Below are 23,379 nucleotides of genomic sequence, written 5' to 3'. Positions count from 1 at the left end.
GGGATCGCGGTCGGGGGCAACGTCATGTGGCAAAAGCTATCCTTGCGCGCACGGATCAACCTGCTGCTGGCGCTGATCCTGGCGCTTGGCCTCGGCATCAATATTGCGCGGCTCGTGCTGGAAGCGGGACCGCGTGTCCAGGCCGAGGACCAGAGCGTGATCCGCCTGGCGCGTGAATTCGTTGCGACGATCGTGGCCGGTCTCGACGAGGCGCCGGATCTCGATGCGCGGCTCGACCAGATCGTCCAGGACCTCAGCCGGCTGCGTCACGTGAGCATCACGCGGCAGGATGGCGCGACCGCAAAATCTCCTGATCGCCCCGAGGACGCCGGCGATCAACGCGCTCCGCCGCAGTGGTTCGTCGCGCTGGTTCATCCCGAGCAGACCTCGGTGCGGGTGCCGATCTCGGTGCACGGCAAGCCGCAATCGCTGGTCATCACCTCGCATCCCGACGACGAAATCGCCGAGATCTGGGACGGCATCGTCACCCAGCTCGAGGTCGGCTCCGCGATCGCGGTAGCGCTGCTTCTGGTCACCATGCTGGTGGTCGGCCGCGCGCTGGCGCCACTGGAGGCACTGTCGCAGGCCATGACCGGCATCGAGGCCGGGGATTACGATGCCCGCGTCGAGCCCGGCGGATCGCCGGAATTGGCCGCCATCTGTGCCAAACTGAACCATCTGGCGGCGACCCTTGGCGATGCCGTCGAGGGCAAGCGGCAGCTCGCCGAGCGCGCGGTCTCGCTGCAGGATTCCGAGCGCAAGGAGATCGCGCGCGAATTGCACGACGAGTTCGGGCCCTATCTGTTTGCCTTGCGCGCGCATGCCGGCGCGCTAACCCGGCTGGCGGAAGTCGAAAAGCCGGACCCTGCGGCATTGCGCAAGCACGGCAACGCCATCCTCGAGCAGGTCAACGCGCTCCAGCAGTTCACGCGCCGGATTCTTGAGCGATTGCGGCCGGTCGGCCTGGCCGAGCTCGGGCTTGCGGAAGCGCTCGGCGCGCTGGTGCGGCTATGGAGCGAAACGCACCCGGAGGTGGAGATCGAGAGCCGCATCTCGCCGGCGCTCGGCGATACCGGCGAGATGGCCGACCTGACGATCTATCGCATCGTCCAGGAAGCGCTCACCAACGTATTTCGCCATGCCGGCGCGACGGCGGTCGATATCACGATCGAACCGGTGGACCGGCAGGCCGGCCTACGCGGCAGCCGCGACTGCGCGTTGGTGCGGGTTCGCGACAATGGCCGTGGCTTGCTAAGGGATCACAGGCTTGGCCGCGGATTGACCGGGATGCAGGAACGAATCCTCGCGCTCGGCGGCACGCTTAGCATCAATTCCAGCGATGATGGCGTGACGGTCGAGGCGCTCGTGCCAAAGGCCGCACGGTCCTAGACGATTGGCTGTCGCCAATATCTGAAAGCCGCCCAAGCCAGCGCCACTGCGCCGGCGATCCAGAGCGCGACGATCGCGATCATTCCCGCCCGGCTGGTCGGACGCTGCAAGACGGCGCTCGCCTTGGCACGGCATTCCGTCATCACCTCGTCCGGCACGAGCGAGATCGCAAGCCAGATGCCGAGCGGCAGCAGGATCAGATCGTCGAGATAGCCGATCACCGGAATGAAATCTGGGATCAGATCGATGGGAGACAGTGCATAGGCCGCGACGGCGACGGCAAGGACCTTGGCATACCAGGGTACGCGCGGATCACGCGATGCGAGATACAGCGCAACGCTGTCCCGCTTGAGGTTGCGCGCCCAAACCTTGATCGAGGACAGCTTGATTGAGGACAACTTGGTTGGAGAAAGTCTGTCGGCGGACGGCATGGCGCAACGCCTGCGCGTCGGATGGAACCGCTATTCGAGCACCACATCCGCCGGCATACCGCCGTGCAGGCCCTTGTGGACGGAGGAGGGCGCGATGCCGAAATACTTCCGGAAGACGCGGCTGAAATGCGACGAGCTCGAGAAGCCCCAGGAGAACGCGACGTCCGTGATGGTCTTGCCGTTCTGGGACTCCAGCTCCTGCCGGCAGTTCTGCAGCCGGGCCTTCCAGATGTAGTCGCTGACCGTCATGCCGCGATCGCTGAACAGCATGTGCAGATAGCGCTTCGAGCAACCGAGCGCCGCGGAAATGCGGTCGATGCAGAGATCCGGATCGCGCAGATGCTCGCGGATGAAGCCCTGGGCACGCACATAGGTGGCCTCGGCGCTGCCGCGGTCGAACATGGCGCCGGTCTCGCGCAGCGGCAACAGCAGCAAGTCGATCAGCGCATCAGCCACGCCGACGGCGTTGACCGGCGTCAGCGTCGGTGCCTCGCCGAAGGCGGCATGGACGAAATCATAGGCGATGCGGCCGGTGCCGTTGCGCGCCGACAGCTTGCACGGCGCCATCTTGGAGAGCTGGAAGCCGCGCTCCTTGAGCAGGTCCTTTGGAACGATGACAACCTCGTGCCGCGTCAGCGACGGGCTGATGATGGTGTGCGGACACGACACGTCGTAGGCGAAGCAGTCGCCCGGCATGATGTCGAAGTGCAGGCCGTCTTGCTCGAAATGCGAGACGCCGTGGGTCTGGAACACGATCTTAATATAGGGGTGCTCGCTCAGCTTGATGCGCGAGATGGTATGCGCGATCCGGTGCTGGCTTGCCTCGATCTGACACAGCTTCAGGCGCGATACCGTCGTGAAATTGACCCGGGCTTCGAGCGAGGATCCTTCCAGCGCATCGACGTCGAACTGGCCGCAAAGGTCAGTGAGCGCATCCGACCAGCGCTGAATCTGCCGCTTGGGCGTCAATCCGTTCGTGCTGAGAGAATGGACTGTATCGGACATCTTTCCAGCCACCGATTCGATCCCCACGTGACTGCTCACCGAGCTTAAGTCTGGCCCGGGATGATGCGCCTTCTCCCTGATTCTGAATAGCTTAGGGAGGCGGCGGGATTTCTTCCCGGTTAATGTCGGGTGATCCTCCGACTTAGTTCTGGGCTCGTCAAGCGCAACCTTAGCACGCGTCAATCTGGCATCCGGATCGCGCCGGCCGCGATTGATGCCTTGCAACATGAAGCAAGCTTTCCAGCCAATTCAGGGCCGGGCGACAAAAATCTGACGAAGCTTCGCTTTTGAGCAAACGGCTCTTCTCTTTTGGGCAAGTCAGCGCGCTTCGAGAGGACTACGACTGGGGCACCAAAATGGAAGAAGTGGGGCCGTTTCGGCGGAAACCCTTGAGCTCTTGAACCTGGGAGGAAATCCACGATGCGCAAGATGCTTTACGCGACCGGCCTTGGGGCAATGGCGGTATTTGCCGCCGGAGCGGCCAACGCCAATGACGAACTCCACAAGATGTCGCAGAACCCGAAAGACTGGGTGATGCCGGCCGGAGACTACGCCAATCAGCGTTACTCCAAGCTGAATCAGATCAACGCCTCGAACGTCGGAAAGTTGCAGGTCGCCTGGACGTTTTCGACCGGCGTGCTGCGCGGCCACGAGGGTGGCCCGCTGATCATCGGCAACATCATGTACGTCCACACCCCGTTCCCGAACAAGGTCTATGCTCTTGACCTTTCGCAGGACAACAAGATCGTCTGGAAGTACGAACCGAAGCAGGATCCGAACGTCATTCCGGTGATGTGCTGCGACACGGTCAACCGTGGCGTTGCCTATGGCGACGGCAAGATCTTCCTGCACCAGGCCGACACCACACTGGTGGCGCTCGATGCCAAGACCGGCAAGGTGGAATGGACGGTGAAGAACGGCGATCCCAGCAAGGGCTCGACCGGTACCTCCGCGCCGCTGGTGGTCAAGGACAAGGTGCTGCTCGGCATCTCCGGCGGCGAGTTCGGCGTCCAGGCTCATGTGACCGCTTACGACATCAAGACCGGCAAGCAGGTCTGGCGCGGCTTCTCGGAAGGCCCGGATGACCAGCTCCTGGTCGACGACAAGACCACCGAGCTCGGCAAGCCGATCGGCAAGGATTCGAGCTTGAAGACCTGGCAGGGCGATCAGTGGAAGATCGGCGGGGGCGCGACCTGGGGCTGGATCTCCTACGATCCCGAACTGAACCTCGTCTATTATGGGTCGGGCAATCCCTCGACCTGGAATCCGAAGCAGCGTCCCGGCGACAACAAGTGGTCGATGACGATCTGGGCGCGCAACCCGGATACCGGCGTCGCCAAGTGGGTCTACCAGATGACGCCCCATGACGAATGGGATTATGACGGCGTCAACGAGATGATCCTCTCGGATCAGACGATCGACGGCAAGGCGCGCAAGCTGCTGACGCATTTCGATCGCAACGGCCTCGGCTACACGCTCGATCGCGCCACCGGCGAACTGCTGGTCGCCGAGAAGTACGATCCGAAGGTGAACTGGACCTCCGGCGTCGACATGAAGAAGGACTCGCCGACCTATGGTCGTCCGAAGGTTCTTGATGCCGCGTCGACCGACAAGGCCGGCGAGGACGTCAACGTCAAGGGCATCTGCCCGGCAGCGCTCGGCTCGAAGGACGAGCAGCCGGCAGCCTACTCGCCGGACACGCAGCTGTTCTACGTGCCGACCAACCACGTCTGCATGGACTACGAGCCGTTCAAGGTGAGCTACACCGCAGGTCAGCCCTATGTCGGCGCGACGCTGTCGATGTATCCGCCTCCCGGTGAGACCAACATGGGCAACTTCATCGCCTGGGACGGCAAGACCGGCAAGATCGTGTGGTCGAACAAGGAGCAGTTCTCGGTCTGGTCGGGTGCGCTCGCGACCGCCGGCGGCGTGGTCTTCTACGGCACGCTGGAAGGCTACCTGAAGGCTGTCGACGCCAAGACGGGCAAGGAGCTCTACAAGTTCAAGACCCCGTCCGGCATCATAGGCAACGTCACCACCTATGAGCATGGCGGCAAGCAGTACGTCGCCATTCTGTCGGGTGTTGGCGGTTGGGCAGGCATCGGCCTCGCGGCTGGTCTGACTGATCCGACGGCCGGTCTCGGTGCAGTCGGCGGCTATGCCGCGCTGAGCAACTACACTGCGCTCGGCGGAACGCTCACCGTGTTCTCGCTGCCGCAGCAGTGAGCTGAGCAACCTCGTTCCGGCGCATGGAGCGATCTCCATGCGCCGGTCCGTCTTCAATCTGCACGCGAGGATATGCTTTTGCGTAAGATCTGGTTTGTGAGTGCTGCGATCTTTGTCGTGGCAATGGGTGGAGTTGCCTCCGCCGAGGACGCTGGCGACCCGACCGCCGTCAAGTCCGAGGACGGCAAGTATCTCGACAAGGATGGAAACCCGACGTTCAAGGTTACGGCCGACGGCACGACGGACTGGTACACCTACTCCGGCTATCGCCGCTATCATTCGGAGTGCCATGTCTGCCACGGCCCCGACGGCATGGGATCGACCTATGCGCCGGCGCTGGCGAATTCGCTGAAGACCATGAGCTACGCGGATTTCATGGGCGTGGTCGCGAGCGGACGCAAGAACGTTTCCACGGCGCAGGAGAACGTGATGCCGGCGTTCGGCGATAACCCCAACGTTGCCTGCTACATGGACGACCTCTATGTCTACCTGCGCGCCCGCGCCAATGACGCGGTTGGGCGTGTTCGGCCGGCCAAGCACGAAGACAAGTCGGAAGCCTATGGAAAGGCGGAAGACGCCTGCATGGGGCACAACGACAAGAAGTGAGCCCGTCCGTGCGAACGAGAAACCTGTTTGACGTTTTGTGGAGACCAAGATGAAGACCCGCGCCGCAGTCGCATTTGAAGCAAAGAAGCCGCTTGAGATCGTCGAGCTCGATCTGGAGGGTCCCAAGGCCGGCGAGGTCCTGGTCGAGATCAAGGCGACGGGCATCTGTCACACCGATGCCTACACGCTCGACGGCTTCGACAGCGAGGGCATCTTTCCCTCGATCCTCGGGCACGAAGGTGCGGGCATCGTTCGCGAGGTCGGCGCCGGCGTGACGTCGGTCAAGCCGGGCGATCATGTGATCCCGCTCTACACGCCGGAATGCCGGCAGTGCAAAAGCTGCCTGAGCCAGAAGACCAATCTCTGCACCGCGATCCGCGCCACCCAGGGCAAGGGCGTGATGCCCGACGGCACCTCGCGCTTCAGCTACAAGGGCAAGACGGTCTTCCACTATATGGGCTGCTCGACCTTCTCGAACTTCACCGTGCTGCCCGAGATCGCGGTGGCCAAGATTCGCGAGGACGCGCCGTTCGACAAGAGCTGCTACATCGGCTGCGGCGTCACCACCGGTGTCGGCGCGGTCGTCAACACCGCCAAGGTGACGCCGGGCTCCAACGTGGTCGTGTTCGGCCTCGGCGGCATCGGCCTCAACGTGATCCAGGGCGCCAAGATGGTCGGCGCCGACAAGATCATCGGCGTCGATATCAATGACTCCAAGGAGGCTTGGGGCAAGCAGTTCGGCATGACGCATTTCGTCAACCCGACCAAGGTGGGCGGCGACATCGTCCAGCACCTGGTGGGCCTGACCGATGGCGGTGCCGACTACACCTTCGACTGCACCGGCAACACCAACGTGATGCGGCAGGCGCTGGAAGCCTGCCATCGCGGCTGGGGCGTCTCGGTGGTGATCGGTGTCGCGGAGTCCGGCAAGGAGATCGCGACCCGGCCGTTCCAGCTCGTCACCGGACGGGTCTGGAAGGGCACGGCCTTCGGCGGCGCGCGCGGCCGCACCGACGTGCCGAAGATCGTCGACTGGTACATGGGCGGAAAGATCCAGATCGATCCGATGATCACCCACGTGCTGAAACTCGACGAGATCAACAAGGGCTTCGACCTGATGCACGAGGGAAAATCGATCCGTTCGGTCGTCGTATTCTGAAATCAAAACACCAAGCACTAGGAGGATAGGTCAATGACTGTTCATATCCACCCGTCGGTCGACAATGGCGTCAAGCAAGGCTCCGGCAGTTTTGCCGGCGGTACGCTGGTCTGCAAATGCGCGGACAAGCCGGTCAAGGTCGGCATCAAGGGCGACGTCGCCCACAACCACGCCTGCGGCTGCACCAAGTGCTGGAAGCCTTCGGGCGCCACCTTCTCGGTGGTCGCGGTGGTGCCGCGCGAGAACGTCACCGTGTTGGAGAACGGCGACAAGCTGAAGATCGTCGATGCCGCGGCGGTGATCCAGCGCCATGCCTGCACCGGATGCGGCACCCACATGTACGGCCGGATCGAGAACAAGGGCCATCCGTTCTATGGCCTCGACTTCATCCATCCCGAGCTGTTCCAGGAGTCCGGCTCGGCAGCGCCCGGATTTGCCGCCTTCGTGTCGTCGGTGATCGAGTCCGGCGTCAAGCCGGCCGATATGGCCGGGATCAGGTCGCGGCTCAAGGAGCTTGGGCTCGAGCCCTATGACTGCTTGTCGCCGCCGCTGATGGATGCGATCGCTACCCACGTGGCGAAGTCCAAGGCGGCCTGACGACGGCACCGTGACAAAGGCGGCCTGACCGGCTCGCCTTGACGAGATCCTGCGCCGGCAGAGGGTTTGCCGGCGAGGGATATGCTGGTAGTACCCGTGACCTTGAACCTTGCATGCCCTGCGGACGACCACAGGGCATGCATTTTATTTTCCGCTTTGCCCTCGTCCTTTCCCCGATCCTGCTGCTTTCGCCGGCCCGCGCCGCGTCACCGGAAGACCGCTATATCGCCGCGCGTGACGCTGCGATCGCCAAATTCGCCAAGCTGTCGAACGACAACAAGATCAATGAGGCCGTCGACAAGGCCGAGGTGGCCGCGCGCGACGAGCTGAAGGGGCAGCTGACGGCCATCCTGTCCCAGCCCGCCCGGCCGGGCTTTGCTCCGGCCCAGCTCAACCTCGACACTCTATATAAGGGCGATACGGGGTTCGGCATGCTGGACGGCCTGCGCTTCGATGCCGACACCGGCAGGGACGGGGCAAAGATCGGAGAAAAACGCGCCGACGGCAGCTTCGTCGAGCCGAAAGCCCATATCATCGTCACCACCGAGCCTCTGTTCACGCGCTGGCTGCACGAACACAAGTCCTGGTGGGACAAGGGCAGCAAGAACGTGCCGCAGCAGGTCGATGCCGCCCTGAAGTTCGAGGGCCTCTACACCCAGGCGATCTCGACCGATGCCGCGGTGGTCAATTTCGACGACCTACCGATCGCCAAGCCGGCGTCGGCCGCCCTGGCTTACGGCTTCCTGGCCGGCCGCACCCAGGATTCGTTCCCCGACAAGGCCGACGAGGTGTTCGTGGCGGCGCTCGCCGGCGGCAAGATGTATGTCGCCTATGGCGAGATCGAGCCGGCGGTGCAAGTGCCGGCCTGCACCGCGATCCGAACCGACTACAACAAGAAGGCCGATGCGGCGGCCGAGAGGCTCGAGCGCAAGCAGATCACCAGGCAGGCCTATGACAAGCTCGGTGACCTGTGCCAGCAGGGCGAGGATGCGTTCAAGCGCTGCTTCACCGAGCGCGCGCCGCAACAGCCGGCCTTCGCCGCGGCCACCAGGCAGGCCCAGGCGCTGCTCGAGGTGGCGATCGGCAAATAGCTCGGCGAGCTATTGACCAGCGGCAATCCCAACTTCAGCACGGCATCTTGTCTGTCATGGATGCTAATCAGATAGATTGCCACAACAAGCTCCGTCCTCTGCGACATCAGCGCTTCGATCGCCTGCGCGTGATGTCGATCTATTGTGGCCGATGTCTTAGCAAGATCGCGGTGCCGATGATGGTTCTTGTCGTCAGATTTCGCGGCTAGTCGTGCAGGGTTCGTGCAGGCGGGGTTTGCGGCGCGGGGTTTGATCGGCGACCCGCGCCAGCCTATCTTCCCCGAAAGTTCAGCATCCCCGTGGAGACGCCATGACCGCCATCAGCCCGTTCCGCATCGCCGTCAGCGACGATGTCCTCGAGGATCTGCGTAATCGGCTGCGCCGGACCCGCTGGCCGGAAGCCGAACTGGTCGACGACTGGAGCCAGGGCGCGCCGCTGCAATGGATCAAGGACGTCTGCCACTATTGGGCCGAGACCTATGACTGGCGGCAGCGCGAGGCGCGGCTCAACCGCTTCAGCCAGTTCACCACCGAAATCGACGGGCTCGACATCCACTTCATCCATGTCCGCTCGAAGCATCCGGAGGCGCGGCCCTTGATCATCACCCATGGCTGGCCGGGATCGGTGGTCGAATTCCACAAGGTGATCGAGCCGCTGACCGATCCGACCGCGCATGGCGGCCGCGCCGCCGATGCCTTCCACGTGGTGTGCCCGTCATTGCCGGGCTTCGGCTTCTCGGCCAAGCCTATAGCGACGGGCTGGGGCGTCGACCGGATCGCGACGGCCTGGGCCGTCCTGATGCAGCGGCTCGGCTACGCCATCTATTTCGCGCAAGGCGGCGACTGGGGCTCCGCGGTCACGACCGCGATCGGCGGGCAGGATGCTGCACATTGCGCCGGCATCCACATCACGCTTGCGATGTCGACCCGGCCCAATGTCGAGGGGCAGCCGACGCCGGAGGAGACGAGGGCGCTCAACGGCATCAAATATTATGCCGACTGGGATTCCGGCTATTCCAAGCAGCAGTCCACGCGGCCGCAGACGCTCGGCTATGGCCTGACGGATTCGCCCTGCGGGCAGGCGGCCTGGATTCTCGAAAAGTTCTGGGCCTGGACCGATTGCGACGGCCATCCGGAAAACATCCTCAGCCGCGACGAACTGCTCGACAACGTCATGCTGTACTGGGTCACCGCGACGGCTGCGTCATCGGCGCGGCTCTATTGGGAAAGTTTTGGGCCGGACAAGCGAACTCCGCACAAGGTGAGCGTGCCGACCGGCGTTGCCGTGTTCCCCAAGGAGATCGTCACGCCGGTCCGCAAATGGATGGAGACAAATTTCACCAACATCCAGCACTGGAGCGAGATGCCGAAAGGCGGACATTTCTCGGCATTCGAGCAACCCGAGCTGTTCATCGGCGAGGTGCGCGAGTTCTTCGGGAAGCTGCGCTAAGCCTGACGCGTATGTTGGTCTGAAGCGGTTTGTGACAGAATGCGCCGTGCAACGGAGGACGTCGGCGTGCTGCTTGATCCCCGCCTCGGCGACTTTGAGGACAATGCCGCCAGCCCGGAACAGCGTTCGTTGTTCGCGATCTTGGGTAGCCTTCTGGTTGAGATAAGCCCGGCGAAACTGTTGTTCGCCTGGACGGTCTCGCTTCTGCTTCCGGGCGTACTGCTCGGCCTTGCGCCACTTGTCGCATCCGCCTGGATTTCGAGCCTTTCGCAACACGCTCTTGCCCTGTCCGAAGTGGGCGCCGTGCTGATGCTGATTGTGATCGCGGCCTTGGGATGGCTCGGCGGACGACCGCTGCTTCAAATCGCCGAAACAAGCTTCTGGTCGCTGAACGCGCTCGCGGTCCAACCGAGTTATGCCTTCACGCGCGAGGCGCTGGGCCATCTGGCGGAGCTGCTTTGGCGCACCGGCGCAACTCCTGCTTCTCGCACGAGGCTGCGCCGCGGTTGCTCGGTCGGCGCCGGCATACTGCTCTCCGCGGGGGCGTCATTGATCGCGGCCCTGGCCTGGCCTGCCTCGCAATGGACTGCGACCGTCAATGACCTTGTTCTGATCCATTGTCTGGTGTTGCCGACGTTCGCGAACGCCGTAGTGCTGGTGTCCTGCTATCTTGCGGTCGCATCACTGGCCTGGAGCGTGGCCGACGCCAGTATGGAACAACCGGCCGACCTGGCCGGATTCGACGCGACGCCGTCCGGAGGCCGCTGCTGGCGCGTTGCGCATCTGTCCGATCTTCACGTGGTCGGTGAGCGGTACGGCTTCCGCATCGAAAGCGGAACCGCCGGTCCGCAGGGAAACGAGCACTTCAATCGCGTGTTGGCTCGCCTTGCCGAAATTCACACCATTGATCCGCTCGACCACGTGCTGATCAGCGGCGATATGACGGACGCTGGTCGGCCCGGCGAATGGGCGGAATTTCTCGATGCATTGGCAGGTCATCCCGAGCTTGCAGCACGCACCATCATGCTCCCGGGCAATCATGACGTTAACGTCGTGGATCGTGCCAATCCTGCGCGCCTCGACCTGCCGTTCAGCCCAGGCAAGCGGCTACGGCAGATGCGTACCCTGTCGGCGATCGCGGCCGTCCAGGGCGATCGCGTGCGCGTCATCGACGGTTCCGGCAAACCGTCGGCCACGCTGAACCAGGCGCTGGCCCCTTATCATGATCGGATAACACAATTTGCGCAGCACGGGGGCGTGCGCCGCGCAGCGGCGCTCCGTGGCCTGTTTGATGATCAATTCCCAATGATCCTGCCGCCGGACCAGGACGGTGGCCTCGGGATCGCCATTCTCAACTCCAACGCCGAAACCCACTTCTCCTTCACCAACGCGCTCGGTTTGGTTTCGGAAGCGCAAACGCGGCGGTTGGAGGCTGCGATCCGTCATTTTCCGACGGCATGCTGGACCATCGCGCTACATCATCACGTCATGGAATACCCCATGCCGGTGAAGACATTTGCCGAGCGCATTGGGACAGCCTTGATCAACGGCAGCTGGTTTGTACGCAGGTTGCAAAGGTTTTCCGATCGCTCGGTGGTGATGCACGGTCACAGGCATATCGATTGGATCGGTACATGTGGTGCGTCGAGGATCGTCTCGGCCCCGTCGCCGGTGATGGGGGCCGACGATGCAGCCAGCTATTTCTATATCCACAAGATGATGGTCGGCCCGAACCGGAAGCTCTGCCTCGCCGAGCCCGAGCGGGTTGAGATTGCCGCAAGCTAGGACGCTTCCGGTTTGTCTTGGTGCGATCCGCCACACAGATCGGCTATCCATGCGGCCGACGGACTTTCGGCACAGAAGGTCAGAATAGCGAGCGTGATCGGTACGCCGATGAAGGTCCCGAACAAGCCCCAAAGAGAGCTCCAGAAGAAGATCGCAAACAGCACCAGAAACGGCGAGATCGACAATGTCGAACCGGCCACCCGCGGTTCGATATAGCTGCCGACCACGAACTGGATGACGTTGAGACAGGCGAACACGCCAAACACCGCGGGCCAGCTCTCGAACTGCGTCATAGCCAGCAGCGTGGGGAACAGCGTCGCGATGAAAGGACCGACGAAAGGAACGTAGTTGAGGACAAAGGCGATCACGCCCCATTCGAATGCGAATGGCAGCCCGGTCACAGCGGCGAACAGGCCGACCAAGAGACCCGTGACCGCGCTCATCTGCGTCCGCACCAGCATATATTTACGAAACTTGGCGGCCGTCGCTTTGCTGCCCTTGAGCAGGACGCGGGCAGCTGTGCGATTCTCCAACCGCTGGATTCGTTGACCAGCGTCTTCGACCTCGAGAAGTCCCAGCACGACATAGACCAGCGCGATGAGCCAGAAACTCAACGTGGTGTTGACGCGCCCCGTGACGTATTGCGTGGTGCGCAGCAGCCAGCCGACATTGAAATGCTCCGCCCAGACGCCGGCGAACGAGACGCCATGGCCGTCGAGCCAGATCACCGCGGCATCGTAGAAGGCCTGATACCGCGCCGCATCCGCGATCAAGGAGCGCCCGACGCGGCCAAACCCCCATGCTGCCAGCGAGGCAAACGCGATGCAGGTGGCAACCGTAACAACGACAGTGATGGCGAGTGCGAGGAGCTTCGGCAGCCACGACTGAAGCCGTTGCTGAACGGGCCAGACGATCGCGATGATGAACAGGGCGGCCGCAAGCGGGGCGAGCACGCTGCGCGTCTGAGCCACCGCCGCAATGACCAGCACCGCGGCGATGATGCCGGTCGTGATCTTCAACCCGCCAGCCATCCTTGGGTTACCCGATCTCCGTGAACGCAGACATTGTCAGTCTGTCTCGTCGCGCGACAAGACCGGAAATGGGACTTGCGGCGCAGCTACAGCAATCCTCGATAGATCCCCGGCGCGGAGCCTTCGATGGCCACTGCGCCGACAGCTTTCGTATAGAATTCCGCCGGCCCGACGCCGCCGATGATGGCGTAGCCGAACCCCTGGTGCTTCATGTCCTCGAGGCAGGCAAACAGCAGCGCCTTGCCGATTCCGCCGTGCTGCGCCTTCGGCGCGACACCGGTCGGGCCAAAGAAGTTGCGACAGGCTGCGTCGTGGCAGGCAAATCCCACGATCTTCTTTTGCTGGATCGCGATGAAGCAGGAGACCGGTTGGCGGCTGAACGCGACCTCGGCTTCGCTGGCCCACGCCTCGCTGAATGTCTCCCGCACCCAGGCCACGACCTTGTGCTTTTCAGGCGCGAGCGCGCGGCGCATCACAATTCCGACCTTGAGCAATCGATCATAGGCGGGCCGGGAATCGGGCAGGGCGTAGAGCTTGACGAGCATGTCCATCCGGCGAGCTTAGTTGAAAACGCGTCCCGCGGGCAAATCACGGGAGCAAGGTGACGGCGCCGGACTACCATTTGCGTTGTCGCTTGTTCGCGGTCGTCCTGACTTCACGTGCAATTGCCCAGAATACCCGCCGCAGAATGCAACAATCGCGACAATTACACCGGCAGCGATCAGCTCTTGCATATCCGCGGTTCTCCAAGTAGACGTATCTCGTTTGCGTGGGAATTATACCCACGAATACGCCGAAGAGGCAAATCGGTTTCGGGACGTAACGAGGCGGAGTGAATGCAATGGTGACGGTCAGCGCAGCAGACAGGCGTCTTCGGGCGATCGTTGCTCTCGTCGTCATGGTCGGCGTCGGTTCGGCGCAAGCCGCCCGAACTCCCGATGTGTCGGATGCGAGTGGGAGCACCGTCTCCATGCCGATCGACACACGGAGCCAGACGTCCGCGATGGACGGCGTAGTCCGCGCCGTCCAACTTCCCAAGGGCGCTTCCGCGATCAGCGAGACCTACGGAGACTGGATCGTCAAATGCCAGCTCGACGGCGGGGCCAAGCTGTGTACCCTCGGGCAGACACAGCTCGCCAAGGAAACCAATCAGCAAATCTTCGCCATCGAACTGATTCCCAGGGACGGAAAGGCCGAAGGCAACATCTTGATGCCGTTCGGGCTGAAGTTCGACGCCGGGGCCGTCCTCAAGCTTGACGGCAAGGATCTCACACAGACGCGCTTCTCCACCTGCACGGCGCAAGGCTGCTTGCTGCCGGTATCCTTTCCCACGGCCGTGACCGACACCATCAGCAAGGCCAAAATGCTCACCGTTGCCGCACAGAGCATCAGCAACGGGCAGGCTGTCGTCTTTAACGTCCCCCTCAACGGCTTCGCCGCGGCGCTGGAGCGCACCATTCAGCTCGGAAGCTGAGCGGCACGACGCTCCGTGGTCCACCGCACGATGGCTGCGACAAATCACCCCGACGGGCAAAATCCCGCTTCCGTCGTCGGGCAAATCAGTGATCCAATTCCGCCCGTCTCACCCGATTGAGGGGCGCTTCGCGGTCGTCATGAACGCGGTGTGAGATGCGGTGGACGCCGAGCGTGGTACTGACGAGAGCACGCGAAGCGGACGGCGAAGTCGTGTGGTCCTGACGCCCTAGCGGCAGGTGTCTTTTCCGATTGCGCAGTGCGCGTTGCGAAGACGGTGACAAAAAAGCCCAGTCTCGCCGGGGAGAGCACGAAATAAGCCGTAGCCCATCGCGCAGGGAAAGCCGGATTGCTCCGGTTACACCTGTGGTCCTACCCCCGAGCTTTCTACCCATTGCTCGGGGCCCATGGGTGCGATCGGCACCCGGCTTTCCCTGCGCCCTCTGTTCAAGAGAGGGCGGAACGAAGAGCAAAGCTCGGGCGAAACACGCCGCGAGAATGCGGATGTGTGACCCACAGATCGTGCAACAAATTTCAGCGTCGCCCCCGGCGAAGGCCGGGACCCATTGCCACGAATGCGAATTGTTGCGCGACGCTGGGGCCACGGCCTGTTTTTCAACAACGCTACCCTGTGGTTATGGGTCCCGGCCTTCGCCGGGACGACGAATGGAGAAAGCCTGCGCCGGCTTTCGCTTTCAATCCCGATACGATGGATCCGCCCGGTCGAGCTTGCGCAGCAGCGCGGGCCAGGCGAGTTCGCCGTTGCGGGCGGCGCGGCCCGGCTTCGGCAGCATCCGCTCATAAGTGTCTTCGAGGATATTTTGCGGCGGATAGATCAGCTTGGTGTTGCAGGACAGCGCCATCACCTGGGTCTGGCAGGCGCGCTCGAGGCGGAACAGCACGTTGAAGGCGGCGGGCACGGTACGGCCGACGACCAAGAGGCCATGATTGCGCAGGATCATCGCCTCGTTGTCACCGAGGTCGCGGACCAGGCGTTCGCGCTCGTCGACATTGTCGGCGATGCCCTCGAAGTCGTGATAGGCGATGTGCAGGAAGCGCATCGAGGTCTGCGCCAGCGGCAGCAGGCCGCATTCCATCGCCGAGACCGCCATGCCGGCCGGGGTATGGGTGTGCGCGACGCAATCCATGTCGTGCTTGGCCATGTGGATGGCGCTGTGAATCACGAAGCCGGCGACATTGACGTCGTAGTCGGTCGCGTTGAGCAGCGTGTTGCCCTCGACGTCGACCTTGATCAGGCTGGAAGCGTCCATCTCCTCGTACAGCATGCCGTAGGCATTGATCAGGAACTGGTCGCTGGTGCCGGGCACGCGGCAGGAGATGTGGTTCGCGATCATCTCGGTCATGCCGTACATCGCCGTGAGCCGATAACAGGCGGCAAGATCGACGCGGGCCTGCCACTCCTCGGCGCTCACCTGCTCGCGGACGGATTTGACGACCTTGATCGCGGGCGAGCTGACGGGGGGATTCATGGCGTTCTCTCCTCGAGATATCTGCGGGACCAGGGCCCGATTGTTGCGGCGGACCATAGCAGAATCCGCGCGGCGGCAAGCTGCGCTGCGCCTCCGTATTTGCAGGTCTGGCGGGCAAAAACCGAATGCGGAGCGGATTGGCGCGCCGCGCCTTCAATGCCACAATGCGGAAAACATCCGAGGCGCACCAAAATGAGCGATCGCTATGGCCAGTTCTGGGTCTGCGTGCGCTTCGGCCGCGACAATGTGCTGATCCTGTCCACCTATCTGGTGCAGGTCATGGAGCCGTTCTCGCTGAAGGCCCTGGTGCCCGACATCGGCGCCTTCGACGTGATGGCGATCAAGTCGCGGGTCCATTTCCGGCGCGGCTTCGACGACAATGGATTTGCCAAGACGATCCTCCTGGTCGAGCCCGACGAGCCGTTCCTCGGTACCACGCGTCTCGACAAGCTGCCGTACAAGAACGTCGATCTCGCGCAGTTCTATCCGTACGGCAATCCGGCATTTTCGGAGGTATCGTCATGACGGAGAACCGCTATCGCCTGATCGGCTCGACCGCCTCGCCCTATGCGATCAAGTTGCGCGCGCTGATGCGCTACCGCCGGATCCCACACGACTGGGTGATCATGACCAAGGCGCTTCGCGAGGCAACCGCGCATCTGAAGCCGATGCTGATCCCGGTGCTGCAATATCCCGACGGCAGCTACCGCGGCGAGACCACGACGCTGGCCTATGATCTGGAGGCGCGACATCAGGGACGGTCGGTGATCCCCGAGGACAGGGCCATCGCTTTCATCTGCGATCTGCTCGAGGACCTCGCCGACGAATGGGCGGTGAAGCCGTTGTTTCTCTATCGCTGGTGGGATCCGGAAGATCAGGCCTATGTCTCGCGCTGGGCCGGCGAGGAGTGGTCGACATCGGAGGCCGAGGCCGGCAGCCGCGAGGAAATCGAAGAGTTCCGGCAGCGGCAGATTTCGCGCATGGTCATTCTCGGCGCGACGGATGAGAACAGACCGCTGCTGGAGGAGAGCTACCGGCGGACGCTTGCAGCGTTCGAGCCGCATGTCGGCATGAGCAACTATCTGTTCGGCAGCCGGCCGTCGCTGGCGGATTTTGCCTGGTTCGGCCAGCTCAGCGAGATGGCGACCGACCCGACCCCGATGCGGATCATGCGCGAGCGCGCGCCGTTCACCGATCACTGGGTACGGCGGCTCGACGATGCATCAGGTGTCGAGGGTGACTGGTATCCTCGTGAGCAGGCGCTTGGCGGGTTCGTCGAGGCGCTGCTTCGGATCGCCGGCGAACTTTATCTGCCGTTCCTTGCGGCCAACGCGGATGCCTTCGCCAAGGGCCTCGAACGGCTCGAGATCAACGTCTGGGGACTGCCCTACGCGCTGGCGCCGTTCAAATATCAGGTCAAATGCCTGCAGCAGCTGCGCCAGAAGTTTACTGCGCTCGATGCCGGCGATCGCGCGGCGTTGAAACCCGTGCTGGAACGCACCGCGTGCTGGGCGATCCTGAACGGAGGCTGATCGATCAGCGACGATAGGCCGATTCGAAACGGTCGGCGCCTACGTCCGGTGCCGGCCGCCAAGCGCGATCGCAATCGTCTCCGGCTGCTTGATCCGCTCGATCAGCATATCGATGCGGTCGCCGCCCCAGAACAACTCGCCGTTGAACACCATGCTGGGCACGCCGAACACGCCGAGGGCTTCGGCCTCGTCGATGATGCGACCATGTTCGGCGCGGGCAGGGCCGCGAACATAGGCCTCGAAGGCGTCGGCGGAACCACCGATCGCCGTGATCACGCCGGCTATCTCCGCCAGCTCGTCGATTTCCAGCTCGTGGTTCCAGAATTTCCGGAACACCGTATCGTGATAAGGCCGGAACAGCCCGTGACGCTGCGCGAACAGCATGCCGGCGCTGGCGTAGAAGGCGTCGTAGATCCGGCGCGGCCCCTTCATGGTCAGTCCCTGCGCGTTGGCGAACCGGCGCGCATCCATGTAGGCGTAGCGCACCTTGCGCCAGAAGTGCGGTGTACGCTCCTCGACCGTGCCCATGAATTCGGGAATGCGCAGCGTGTAGGGCAGCCATTCCAGCTCGACGCCGTATGTCTCCTCGAGTTCGAACAGCCGCTTGTTGGCGACATAGGCATAGGGAGACTTGTAGTCGGTGTAGATTCGGACCCGCGGCTTTTCCATCATCATTCCCCATCTCGTCGCGACAATTGTTCCCGATCCCGTGCGGTGGCGCAATGCGGCGTGACGAAGGGGAGATCGCGGGCAAACGAACGGGCCCCGGTGCAGTCAAGCATCGCGGGGCCCTGCTACTTCGTTTTAGCGAAGGATGTCTGGTATCGACCAGTCGTGTTTCGGGACCTAAAAGCGCGTGGCCTTTGCGCTCCTGTCCTGCGGATATGTTCAGATTGTCGGTGGCGCACGCGGCTAGCAGCTGCTGTTTGCCTCAACGTGCACCGAGACCTTGCCGCTGAGCAAGGTCGCTGGCTTGCGCCGGTGGCGTCATGCTCCTCTCCAAGGGGTGGTCCGACGGACATCTGTCCGCTTCTGCTGCCTGACGGCCGATCCCATAATCGTCCATCAATTCCTGCGACGCGAGGAGCAAGCGCTCCAGCACCCCAACAGGTGCAGTCAGCGAAATGCTGCGGCAGTTATGGCCATCTGTCAAGTTAACGAACGAGGGAATTCAGGTCAGGAGTCCTGTCGCGACTTGGTCGTTCGATATTGGGTGAAGTCCGGATCGTGCGTCATCTTCCAGTAGTCGACGAACCGCCACGGCATCGCCGAGAACACCCGGCCGCTTCTGTTGCGGTAGTAGGTCGTCATGCCCGGATGCGTCCAGATCAGTTGCTCGTGCTCGGCGTCGACGTCGCGGATATACGCGTCATGCGCGTCGGGATGCACGTCGATCGCGGCGATGTCGTTCTCGATCATCTCGACAAGGCAGGCGGAGATGTAGCGGCTCTGGCACTCCGACTGGAAGATGACGCTGCCGCCATGCGCAGGGCCCGAATTGGGACCGAGCATCAGAAACAGGTTGGGGAAATCAGGCACGGTGAGGCCGAGATAGGCGGTCGGATTGTCGTCGCGCCAGGTCTGCTTGAGGTTCTTGCCGTTACGCCCGGTGATGTTGAGCCGCGCCGCCATCTCGGAGACCTTGAAGCCGGTCGAGATCACGACGACGTCGTGCTGCCGCGACGTGCCGTCGGCCGTGACGATTCCGTGCCGATCGAAATGGTCGATCTTGTCGGTGACCAGCTCGACATTCGGTTTGGTCAGCGTCTTGAACCAGTTGTTGTCGAGCAGGATGCGCTTGCCGTAGGGCGGATAGGTCGGCATGCATTTCTCGATCAGGTCGGGGCGATCCTTCAGCTCGGACAGGATGAAGTCGGCGAGCTCCTGGCGATGCCGGTCGTTGCCCTTGTTGACGGCGCGGTCCGGATGCGGCCAGGCCGGATCCTTGCGCAGGAACGGCAGCAATCCGTCGCCGTAACGCCAGAACATGTTGAAGCGATACCACTGCACATAGAACGGCAGATGGGCGAGCAGCCACTGCGCGCCTTCGGTGATCGGATCGGAATAGCCCTTCACCGGCCGCGCCCACTGCGCGGTGCGTTGGTAGACGGTGACCGAGGCGACGCGGTCGGCGATCGACGGCACCAGCTGCATCGCGGTCGCGCCGGTGCCGATCACGGCGACATGCCTGCCGTCGAGCTTGATATCATCGGACCACAGCGCCGAATGAACCTTCAGACCGGTGAAGGCCTCGTCTCCCTCAAAGCGGGCAGGCAAGGGATCATTGAGCTGGCCGATCGCACTGACCAGCGCGGTGGACTCGAAGGTCTCTTCGCCGCGGGCAGTCTTCAGCGTCGAGATCCAGCGCCGCTTGCCTTCGTCCCAGCGCGAGGCTACGAGCTCGGTATTGAGGCGGACGTGCTTGCGAATGTCGTATTCGCGCACGACCTTGAGCAGATAATCGAGCAGCTCCTGGCGCTGCGCGAAATAGCGGGTCCACGGATTGCGCGCGCCGAACGAGAAGGAATAGGAGTGGTTCGGCGTATCGACGCCGCAGCCGGGATAGCGGTTGACGTACCAAGTGCCGCCGATCTCGTCCTGCCTCTCGACAATCGTATAGGGGATGCCGAGCCGGCCGAGCGCGACGCCAAGCGCGATCGCGCAGACGCCGGCGCCGACGATCAGCACATGCTGCTGCGCCAGCTTCTCGCCAGAAGGGCGCTCGCGCCAGCGCGCGTCGCGTGGGATGAAGCCCATCTCCTCCCGCATCAGCGGCGCATATTCCGGCGCGACATTGTCGCCGAGCGTCGCGCGCATCATCCGTAGCATCAGCTCATTGCCGGGATCGGTGATGACGGGCTTCGGGGTGCCGTTCGCGAACAGGTTCAGGACCGCCGCGCGAATCTCGTCCTGGATCTCCTGAGGCACACCGGCGTCGGGATCCGGGATCAGACGGACGTCGCGCTTCGGCTTGTAGGGCGGCTCGAGCCACTTCTCGTCGCCGGTCATATGCACGAGCACCATCAGCAGCACGCGGATGTCACCCTCGGCGATGGCGGAGGACAGATCGAGGTGTTTGCGCGGAAGCTCGATATTCATGCGTTGTCCTCAGCTGCGTGGGGCTTCCGGCAGGCCGCCATAGGCGGCCCAGGTGGTGCCTGCAATGTAGCCGGCATCGACCGGCAGGTTGATGCCGGTGATGCCGCTGCTCTGCGGCGAGAGCAGCCATGCGATCGCCTGCGCCACTTCGATCGGCTCGACCAGCCGGTTCAGCGCGGTCGGCCGTGCCAGCAGATCCTTGTTGAGGGCGCCCGATGCGATGCCGGCCTCGAGCGCTGCCGTGCGGGTGAAGCCGGGCGACACCGCGTTGACGCGGACGCCGGAACGCCCCCATTCGGCGGCGAGCGTCTGCGTGATCTGGATGACGCCGGCCTTCGCCGCGGTATAGGCATGGATCGGGCCCGACGTCATGCCGGCCACCGAGGCGACGTTGACGATCGCGCCATGCCGCCGCTTCGCCATGCCGATGCCGACGCTGCGCGCGACCAGGAAGGTGCCGCGCAGGTCGATATTGACCTCGCGGTCCCATTGCTCCATCCGCACCCGTTCGATCGTGTGCATCTTGCCGAACACGCCGGCGGCGTTGACGAGGCCGCTGATCGGACCATGCGCGGTCTCGATATCGGCAATGCCCGCGACAACGGCGCTCTCGCTCGCGACGTCGAACGGCGCCGGCCACAGCACGGCGGCTGTTCCAACCAGCGGCTCGGGCGCGATGTCGACGATGACGACGCGATGCCCCTGATCGGCGAGCAGTGTCGAGGTCGCCGCGCCGATGCCGCGGCTGCCGCCGGTAATGAGGATGGTGCCCTCAGCGCTCATGACTTTCTTCCCTTGTCGCTGGTGGTGAACAGGCCGCGGGTGACCAGCTTTTGATAGGCCGTGATCACATAGTCGGGCACCGCGGTGACGCCGCGCTCGGAATAGGAATAGCGGCGGCTGAGATAACCGCGCGCGCCCATCAGCACCTGGACGATGGCCTCGAATTCCTCGTCGCTGAAGGCGTTGGTCGCGCCCGCAGCCCGCGCGCGTTGCAGGATCCGCACATACGCGCTCGAGATGTTGTCAAAATGCTTCTGGTAGCCGATCGGCGCGAAGAATTCGGCCTCGTTGAGGATGCGCAGGAATTCCGGCACCTCGCGGATGAAATCGAAGAAGGCGCCGAAGCGCTCGACCTCCTGCCGGGCCTCGCTCGCGGCGCCGGTGCGCGCATAGATGAAGCGGACCATGTCGAGGCCGATCTTCGGCAGCAGCTGGTCAAGCAGCTCCTGGCGGTTCTCGAAATGATTGTAAAAGGTGCCCTGCGCGACGCCGGCGGCTTCGGTGATGCGCGCGACCGAGGCTTCGGCATAGCCGTATTTGCCGACGACCTTGGTCGCGGCGTCGAAGATCCTCTGCTTGGTCCAGGCGTTGCGCTCGACCCGGTTAAGTTTTGTCACTTTGGCGGATGTCGCTTGCGTCATGCGGTGGCCTCGAGTTCGGCACGGAGCACGCGTTTGAGCACCTTGCCGGATGGATTGCGCGGCAGGCTGTCGCGGATGACGAGCTGCCGCGGCACCTTGAAACCGGCGAGCCGTGTCCGGCAGTGGTCGGTGAGACTGGGCAGGTCGAGCTTGGCGTCGTCGGCCAGCACCACGATCGCGACCGGCTTCTCGCCCCAGCGCGGGTCCCGCAGGCCGATCACCGCGACCTCGCGCACTTCAGGCATTTCGTAGATGACGCGCTCGACCTCGGAGGAGGCGATGTTCTCGCCGCCGGAGATGATCATGTCCTTCTTGCGATCGGTCAGATACAGGAAGCCGTCGTCGTCGAGATAGCCGACATCGCCGGTACGGAACCAGTCGCCGAAGAACGCGGATGCGGTCTTCTCGGGATCCTTCCAGTAGCCCTGCGTGACCTTCGGGCCGCGCAGGCAGATCTCGCCGTTCTGGCCGGCCGGCAGGCGCTTGCCGGCATCGTCGCGGATGTCGATCTCGACATGGGCGATGGCGCGGCCGGTCGAACCGATCTTCTCGATCTCGCGGCCCGCGTCCATGAAGGTATCGCCGCCGCAGCTTTCGGTGAGGCCGTAGGCATCGATGTAGCGCGCGTTCTTGAAATAGTCAGAGAAGGCGCGGATGCGGACTTCCGGTGTCTTCTCGCCGCCGCCGATCGCCCATTGCAGGCTGGAGACGTCGTAGCGCTCGCGGTTCGGATGAGTGAGGAGGGCCGTGGTCATGACCGGCGCGAACCACGCCGCGTTGAGCTTCTCGCGCTCGATCGCGGCGAGCGCAGGTTCAGGCTCGAAGGTGCGGTGAATGCACAGCATGCCGCCATGCCAGAGCACCGCGATGCCGGGCAGGTCGAGCGCGCCGACGTGATAGAGCGGACCGACGACGAGCAGCCGCGTGTCGGCGTTGAGCCCGAGCACCAGGGTCTGGTCGGCGGATTTCCAGTAGATGTTTTCGTAACTGAGCATCACCCCCTTGGGACGATCCGTCGTGCCCGAGGTGTACATCAGCCGCATCAGGTCGCGCGGCCCGCGCACATGGATCGGCGCCGGCGCGATGTCGGGCGCAAGGTTGGTGACGCTGGACTGCGCGACCTCATCGAGCAGCACGACCGGCGCGCCGCCGGTTGCGATCGCGGCAAACTCCTCGTCGGCGACCAAGAGGCGCGCGCCGGAATTGCCGACGATGTAGCCGACCTCATCGGCCGAGAGGCGATAGTTGATCGGCAGGAACACCGCGCCGATATGGCTGGTCGCGAACGCCAGTTCGAGAAAGGCCGTGCTGTTCTTCATCAGCACGGCGACGACATCGCCGGGCGCGATCCCGCGCCCCGCGAGCCAGCCGCCGACCTGCCGGATCCGCAGATCGAAGTCGGCGTAGGAGACGTCCTCGCCGCGATATTTCAGCGCACAGCGGTCCGGAGTCCGCCGGGCATGAAATGCGATGAAGCTGGAAAGGTTGATCATTTGCCGCCCGCGGGGCCGATTCCGGCGCCGTTTTCTCCCTAGATGAATTATGAGTCGTAATTCATCTTTGGCTTGACGTCACCCCCCTTGCTCTGAAA

21 protein-coding genes are annotated in these 23,379 nt (G+C 63.4%); 11 read left to right on the top strand and 10 right to left on the bottom strand.

The genetic code is table 11. The features are described 5' to 3' along the window. Positions 1–24 precede the first annotated feature (24 nt). Positions 25–1,389, top strand: coding sequence for a histidine kinase (locus tag ACVMIH_RS15675; protein ID WP_456862453.1), 1,365 nt, complete (start codon positions 25–27; stop codon positions 1,387–1,389). Here the strand turns inward: ACVMIH_RS15675 and ACVMIH_RS15670 are convergent. Both ACVMIH_RS15670 and ACVMIH_RS15665 read right to left on the bottom strand, forming a co-directional pair. Continuing rightward, positions 1,386–1,820 (bottom strand): YkvA family protein, encoded by a 435-nt coding sequence (locus ACVMIH_RS15670; RefSeq protein ID WP_456862451.1) that lies wholly within the window; start codon positions 1,818–1,820, stop codon positions 1,386–1,388. The genes ACVMIH_RS15675 and ACVMIH_RS15670 overlap by 4 nt on opposite strands. A 30-nt stretch (positions 1,821–1,850) precedes the next feature. Beyond that, entirely contained in the window at positions 1,851–2,825 is a 975-nt protein-coding gene (locus ACVMIH_RS15665; protein WP_016847804.1) for a helix-turn-helix domain-containing protein, read from the bottom strand. 420 nt (positions 2,826–3,245) lie between these two features. Between ACVMIH_RS15665 and xoxF5 the strand changes: the two genes are divergently transcribed. From xoxF5 to ACVMIH_RS15630, 7 genes are all read left to right on the top strand, one after another. After that, positions 3,246–5,051: a lanthanide-dependent methanol dehydrogenase XoxF5 gene (gene xoxF5, locus ACVMIH_RS15660; protein WP_028336921.1), complete on the top strand. Its 1,806-nt coding sequence runs from the start codon at positions 3,246–3,248 to the stop codon at positions 5,049–5,051. A gap of 123 nt (positions 5,052–5,174) precedes the next feature. After that, entirely contained in the window at positions 5,175–5,657 is a 483-nt protein-coding gene (locus tag ACVMIH_RS15655; protein ID WP_038376554.1) for a c-type cytochrome, methanol metabolism-related, read from the top strand. A 49-nt stretch (positions 5,658–5,706) separates the two neighbouring features. Continuing rightward, positions 5,707–6,816: an S-(hydroxymethyl)glutathione dehydrogenase/class III alcohol dehydrogenase gene (locus ACVMIH_RS15650; RefSeq protein ID WP_024580243.1), complete on the top strand. Its 1,110-nt coding sequence runs from the start codon at positions 5,707–5,709 to the stop codon at positions 6,814–6,816. A 33-nt stretch (positions 6,817–6,849) separates the two neighbouring features. Then, on the top strand, positions 6,850–7,413 hold the full coding sequence (gene gfa, locus ACVMIH_RS15645) for an S-(hydroxymethyl)glutathione synthase (protein WP_016847312.1): 564 nt from the start codon (positions 6,850–6,852) through the stop codon (positions 7,411–7,413). Between the two features lie 137 nt (positions 7,414–7,550). Further along, positions 7,551–8,504 (top strand): hypothetical protein, encoded by a 954-nt coding sequence (locus ACVMIH_RS15640; protein ID WP_456862449.1) that lies wholly within the window; start codon positions 7,551–7,553, stop codon positions 8,502–8,504. Positions 8,505–8,814: 310 nt separating this feature from the next. After that, positions 8,815–9,954, top strand: coding sequence for an epoxide hydrolase family protein (locus tag ACVMIH_RS15635; protein ID WP_456862447.1), 1,140 nt, complete (start codon positions 8,815–8,817; stop codon positions 9,952–9,954). A gap of 66 nt (positions 9,955–10,020) precedes the next feature. Next, complete coding sequence (locus ACVMIH_RS15630) at positions 10,021–11,739, top strand: metallophosphoesterase family protein (RefSeq protein ID WP_456862445.1); 1,719 nt, start codon at positions 10,021–10,023, stop codon at positions 11,737–11,739. Here the strand turns inward: ACVMIH_RS15630 and ACVMIH_RS15625 are convergent. Together ACVMIH_RS15625 and ACVMIH_RS15620 are read right to left on the bottom strand one after the other, a co-directional pair. Beyond that, the gene (locus tag ACVMIH_RS15625) at positions 11,736–12,770 is read right to left on the bottom strand and encodes an AI-2E family transporter (protein ID WP_456862443.1); all 1,035 of its coding nucleotides are present in this window, start codon (positions 12,768–12,770) and stop codon (positions 11,736–11,738) included. The two genes, ACVMIH_RS15630 and ACVMIH_RS15625, sit on opposite strands and share 4 nt — an antisense overlap. A gap of 86 nt (positions 12,771–12,856) precedes the next feature. Continuing rightward, a complete protein-coding gene (locus ACVMIH_RS15620; RefSeq protein WP_456862441.1) occupies positions 12,857–13,321 on the bottom strand; it encodes a GNAT family N-acetyltransferase in 465 nt (154 codons plus the stop codon). A gap of 290 nt (positions 13,322–13,611) precedes the next feature. Here ACVMIH_RS15620 and ACVMIH_RS15615 point away from each other — a divergent pair, with 290 nt between their 5' ends. Next, positions 13,612–14,244 (top strand): invasion associated locus B family protein, encoded by a 633-nt coding sequence (locus ACVMIH_RS15615; protein ID WP_057020553.1) that lies wholly within the window; start codon positions 13,612–13,614, stop codon positions 14,242–14,244. Between the two features lie 694 nt (positions 14,245–14,938). Here the strand turns inward: ACVMIH_RS15615 and ACVMIH_RS15610 are convergent. After that, on the bottom strand, positions 14,939–15,733 hold the full coding sequence (locus ACVMIH_RS15610) for a class II aldolase/adducin family protein (RefSeq protein ID WP_456862439.1): 795 nt from the start codon (positions 15,731–15,733) through the stop codon (positions 14,939–14,941). A gap of 192 nt (positions 15,734–15,925) precedes the next feature. On the opposite strand from ACVMIH_RS15610, the gene ACVMIH_RS15605 reads away from it, so the two are divergent. Together ACVMIH_RS15605 and ACVMIH_RS15600 are read left to right on the top strand one after the other, a co-directional pair. Next, positions 15,926–16,258, top strand: a complete 333-nt coding sequence (locus ACVMIH_RS15605) for a hypothetical protein (protein WP_057020551.1) — start codon at positions 15,926–15,928, stop codon at positions 16,256–16,258. Next, positions 16,255–17,265, top strand: a complete 1,011-nt coding sequence (locus tag ACVMIH_RS15600; protein WP_057020550.1) for a glutathione S-transferase N-terminal domain-containing protein — start codon at positions 16,255–16,257, stop codon at positions 17,263–17,265. Before ACVMIH_RS15605 ends, ACVMIH_RS15600 begins: the two co-directional genes overlap by 4 nt. A 39-nt stretch (positions 17,266–17,304) precedes the next feature. Here the strand turns inward: ACVMIH_RS15600 and ACVMIH_RS15595 are convergent, their stop codons facing one another. The 5 genes from ACVMIH_RS15595 to ACVMIH_RS15575 form a co-directional block, all read right to left on the bottom strand. Beyond that, positions 17,305–17,934, bottom strand: a complete 630-nt coding sequence (locus ACVMIH_RS15595) for a DsbA family protein (RefSeq protein WP_456866492.1) — start codon at positions 17,932–17,934, stop codon at positions 17,305–17,307. A 507-nt stretch (positions 17,935–18,441) separates the two neighbouring features. Continuing rightward, the gene (locus ACVMIH_RS15590) at positions 18,442–20,364 is read right to left on the bottom strand and encodes a flavin-containing monooxygenase (RefSeq protein WP_057020549.1); all 1,923 of its coding nucleotides are present in this window, start codon (positions 20,362–20,364) and stop codon (positions 18,442–18,444) included. Positions 20,365–20,373: 9 nt separating this feature from the next. Next, the gene (locus ACVMIH_RS15585) at positions 20,374–21,147 is read right to left on the bottom strand and encodes an SDR family NAD(P)-dependent oxidoreductase (protein WP_057020548.1); all 774 of its coding nucleotides are present in this window, start codon (positions 21,145–21,147) and stop codon (positions 20,374–20,376) included. Continuing rightward, a complete protein-coding gene (locus ACVMIH_RS15580; protein WP_456862436.1) occupies positions 21,144–21,788 on the bottom strand; it encodes a TetR/AcrR family transcriptional regulator in 645 nt (214 codons plus the stop codon). Before ACVMIH_RS15580 ends, ACVMIH_RS15585 begins: the two co-directional genes overlap by 4 nt. Further along, complete coding sequence (locus ACVMIH_RS15575) at positions 21,785–23,281, bottom strand: AMP-binding protein (protein WP_456862434.1); 1,497 nt, start codon at positions 23,279–23,281, stop codon at positions 21,785–21,787. The genes ACVMIH_RS15580 and ACVMIH_RS15575 overlap by 4 nt, the downstream gene beginning before the upstream one ends. Positions 23,282–23,379 lie beyond the last annotated feature (98 nt).

This window comes from Bradyrhizobium sp. USDA 4503 (assembly GCF_054055815.1).
The sequence above is the reverse complement of the archived record's forward strand: the minus strand, read 5'-3'. Positions and strand labels throughout refer to the sequence as shown.

What these genes read in the sequence shown, in the direction of transcription:
- xoxF5 (WP_028336921.1), top strand. Translation starts at nt 3,246, where the DNA reads ATGCGCAAGATGCTTTACGCGACCGGCCTTGGGGCAATGGCGGTATTT.
- ACVMIH_RS15610 (WP_456862439.1), bottom strand. Translation starts at nt 15,733, where the DNA reads ATGAATCCCCCCGTCAGCTCGCCCGCGATCAAGGTCGTCAAATCCGTC.
- ACVMIH_RS15615 (WP_057020553.1), top strand. Translation starts at nt 13,612, where the DNA reads ATGGTGACGGTCAGCGCAGCAGACAGGCGTCTTCGGGCGATCGTTGCT.
- ACVMIH_RS15605 (WP_057020551.1), top strand. Translation starts at nt 15,926, where the DNA reads ATGAGCGATCGCTATGGCCAGTTCTGGGTCTGCGTGCGCTTCGGCCGC.
- ACVMIH_RS15620 (WP_456862441.1), bottom strand. Translation starts at nt 13,321, where the DNA reads ATGGACATGCTCGTCAAGCTCTACGCCCTGCCCGATTCCCGGCCCGCC.
- ACVMIH_RS15590 (WP_057020549.1), bottom strand. Translation starts at nt 20,364, where the DNA reads ATGAATATCGAGCTTCCGCGCAAACACCTCGATCTGTCCTCCGCCATC.
- ACVMIH_RS15575 (WP_456862434.1), bottom strand. Translation starts at nt 23,281, where the DNA reads ATGATCAACCTTTCCAGCTTCATCGCATTTCATGCCCGGCGGACTCCG.
- ACVMIH_RS15600 (WP_057020550.1), top strand. Translation starts at nt 16,255, where the DNA reads ATGACGGAGAACCGCTATCGCCTGATCGGCTCGACCGCCTCGCCCTAT.
- gfa (WP_016847312.1), top strand. Translation starts at nt 6,850, where the DNA reads ATGACTGTTCATATCCACCCGTCGGTCGACAATGGCGTCAAGCAAGGC.
- ACVMIH_RS15625 (WP_456862443.1), bottom strand. Translation starts at nt 12,770, where the DNA reads ATGGCTGGCGGGTTGAAGATCACGACCGGCATCATCGCCGCGGTGCTG.
- ACVMIH_RS15665 (WP_016847804.1), bottom strand. Translation starts at nt 2,825, where the DNA reads ATGTCCGATACAGTCCATTCTCTCAGCACGAACGGATTGACGCCCAAG.
- ACVMIH_RS15650 (WP_024580243.1), top strand. Translation starts at nt 5,707, where the DNA reads ATGAAGACCCGCGCCGCAGTCGCATTTGAAGCAAAGAAGCCGCTTGAG.
- ACVMIH_RS15585 (WP_057020548.1), bottom strand. Translation starts at nt 21,147, where the DNA reads ATGAGCGCTGAGGGCACCATCCTCATTACCGGCGGCAGCCGCGGCATC.
- ACVMIH_RS15655 (WP_038376554.1), top strand. Translation starts at nt 5,175, where the DNA reads ATGGGTGGAGTTGCCTCCGCCGAGGACGCTGGCGACCCGACCGCCGTC.
- ACVMIH_RS15580 (WP_456862436.1), bottom strand. Translation starts at nt 21,788, where the DNA reads ATGACGCAAGCGACATCCGCCAAAGTGACAAAACTTAACCGGGTCGAG.
- ACVMIH_RS15595 (WP_456866492.1), bottom strand. Translation starts at nt 17,934, where the DNA reads ATGGAAAAGCCGCGGGTCCGAATCTACACCGACTACAAGTCTCCCTAT.
- ACVMIH_RS15675 (WP_456862453.1), top strand. Translation starts at nt 25, where the DNA reads ATGTGGCAAAAGCTATCCTTGCGCGCACGGATCAACCTGCTGCTGGCG.
- ACVMIH_RS15635 (WP_456862447.1), top strand. Translation starts at nt 8,815, where the DNA reads ATGACCGCCATCAGCCCGTTCCGCATCGCCGTCAGCGACGATGTCCTC.
- ACVMIH_RS15640 (WP_456862449.1), top strand. Translation starts at nt 7,551, where the DNA reads ATGCATTTTATTTTCCGCTTTGCCCTCGTCCTTTCCCCGATCCTGCTG.
- ACVMIH_RS15670 (WP_456862451.1), bottom strand. Translation starts at nt 1,820, where the DNA reads ATGCCGTCCGCCGACAGACTTTCTCCAACCAAGTTGTCCTCAATCAAG.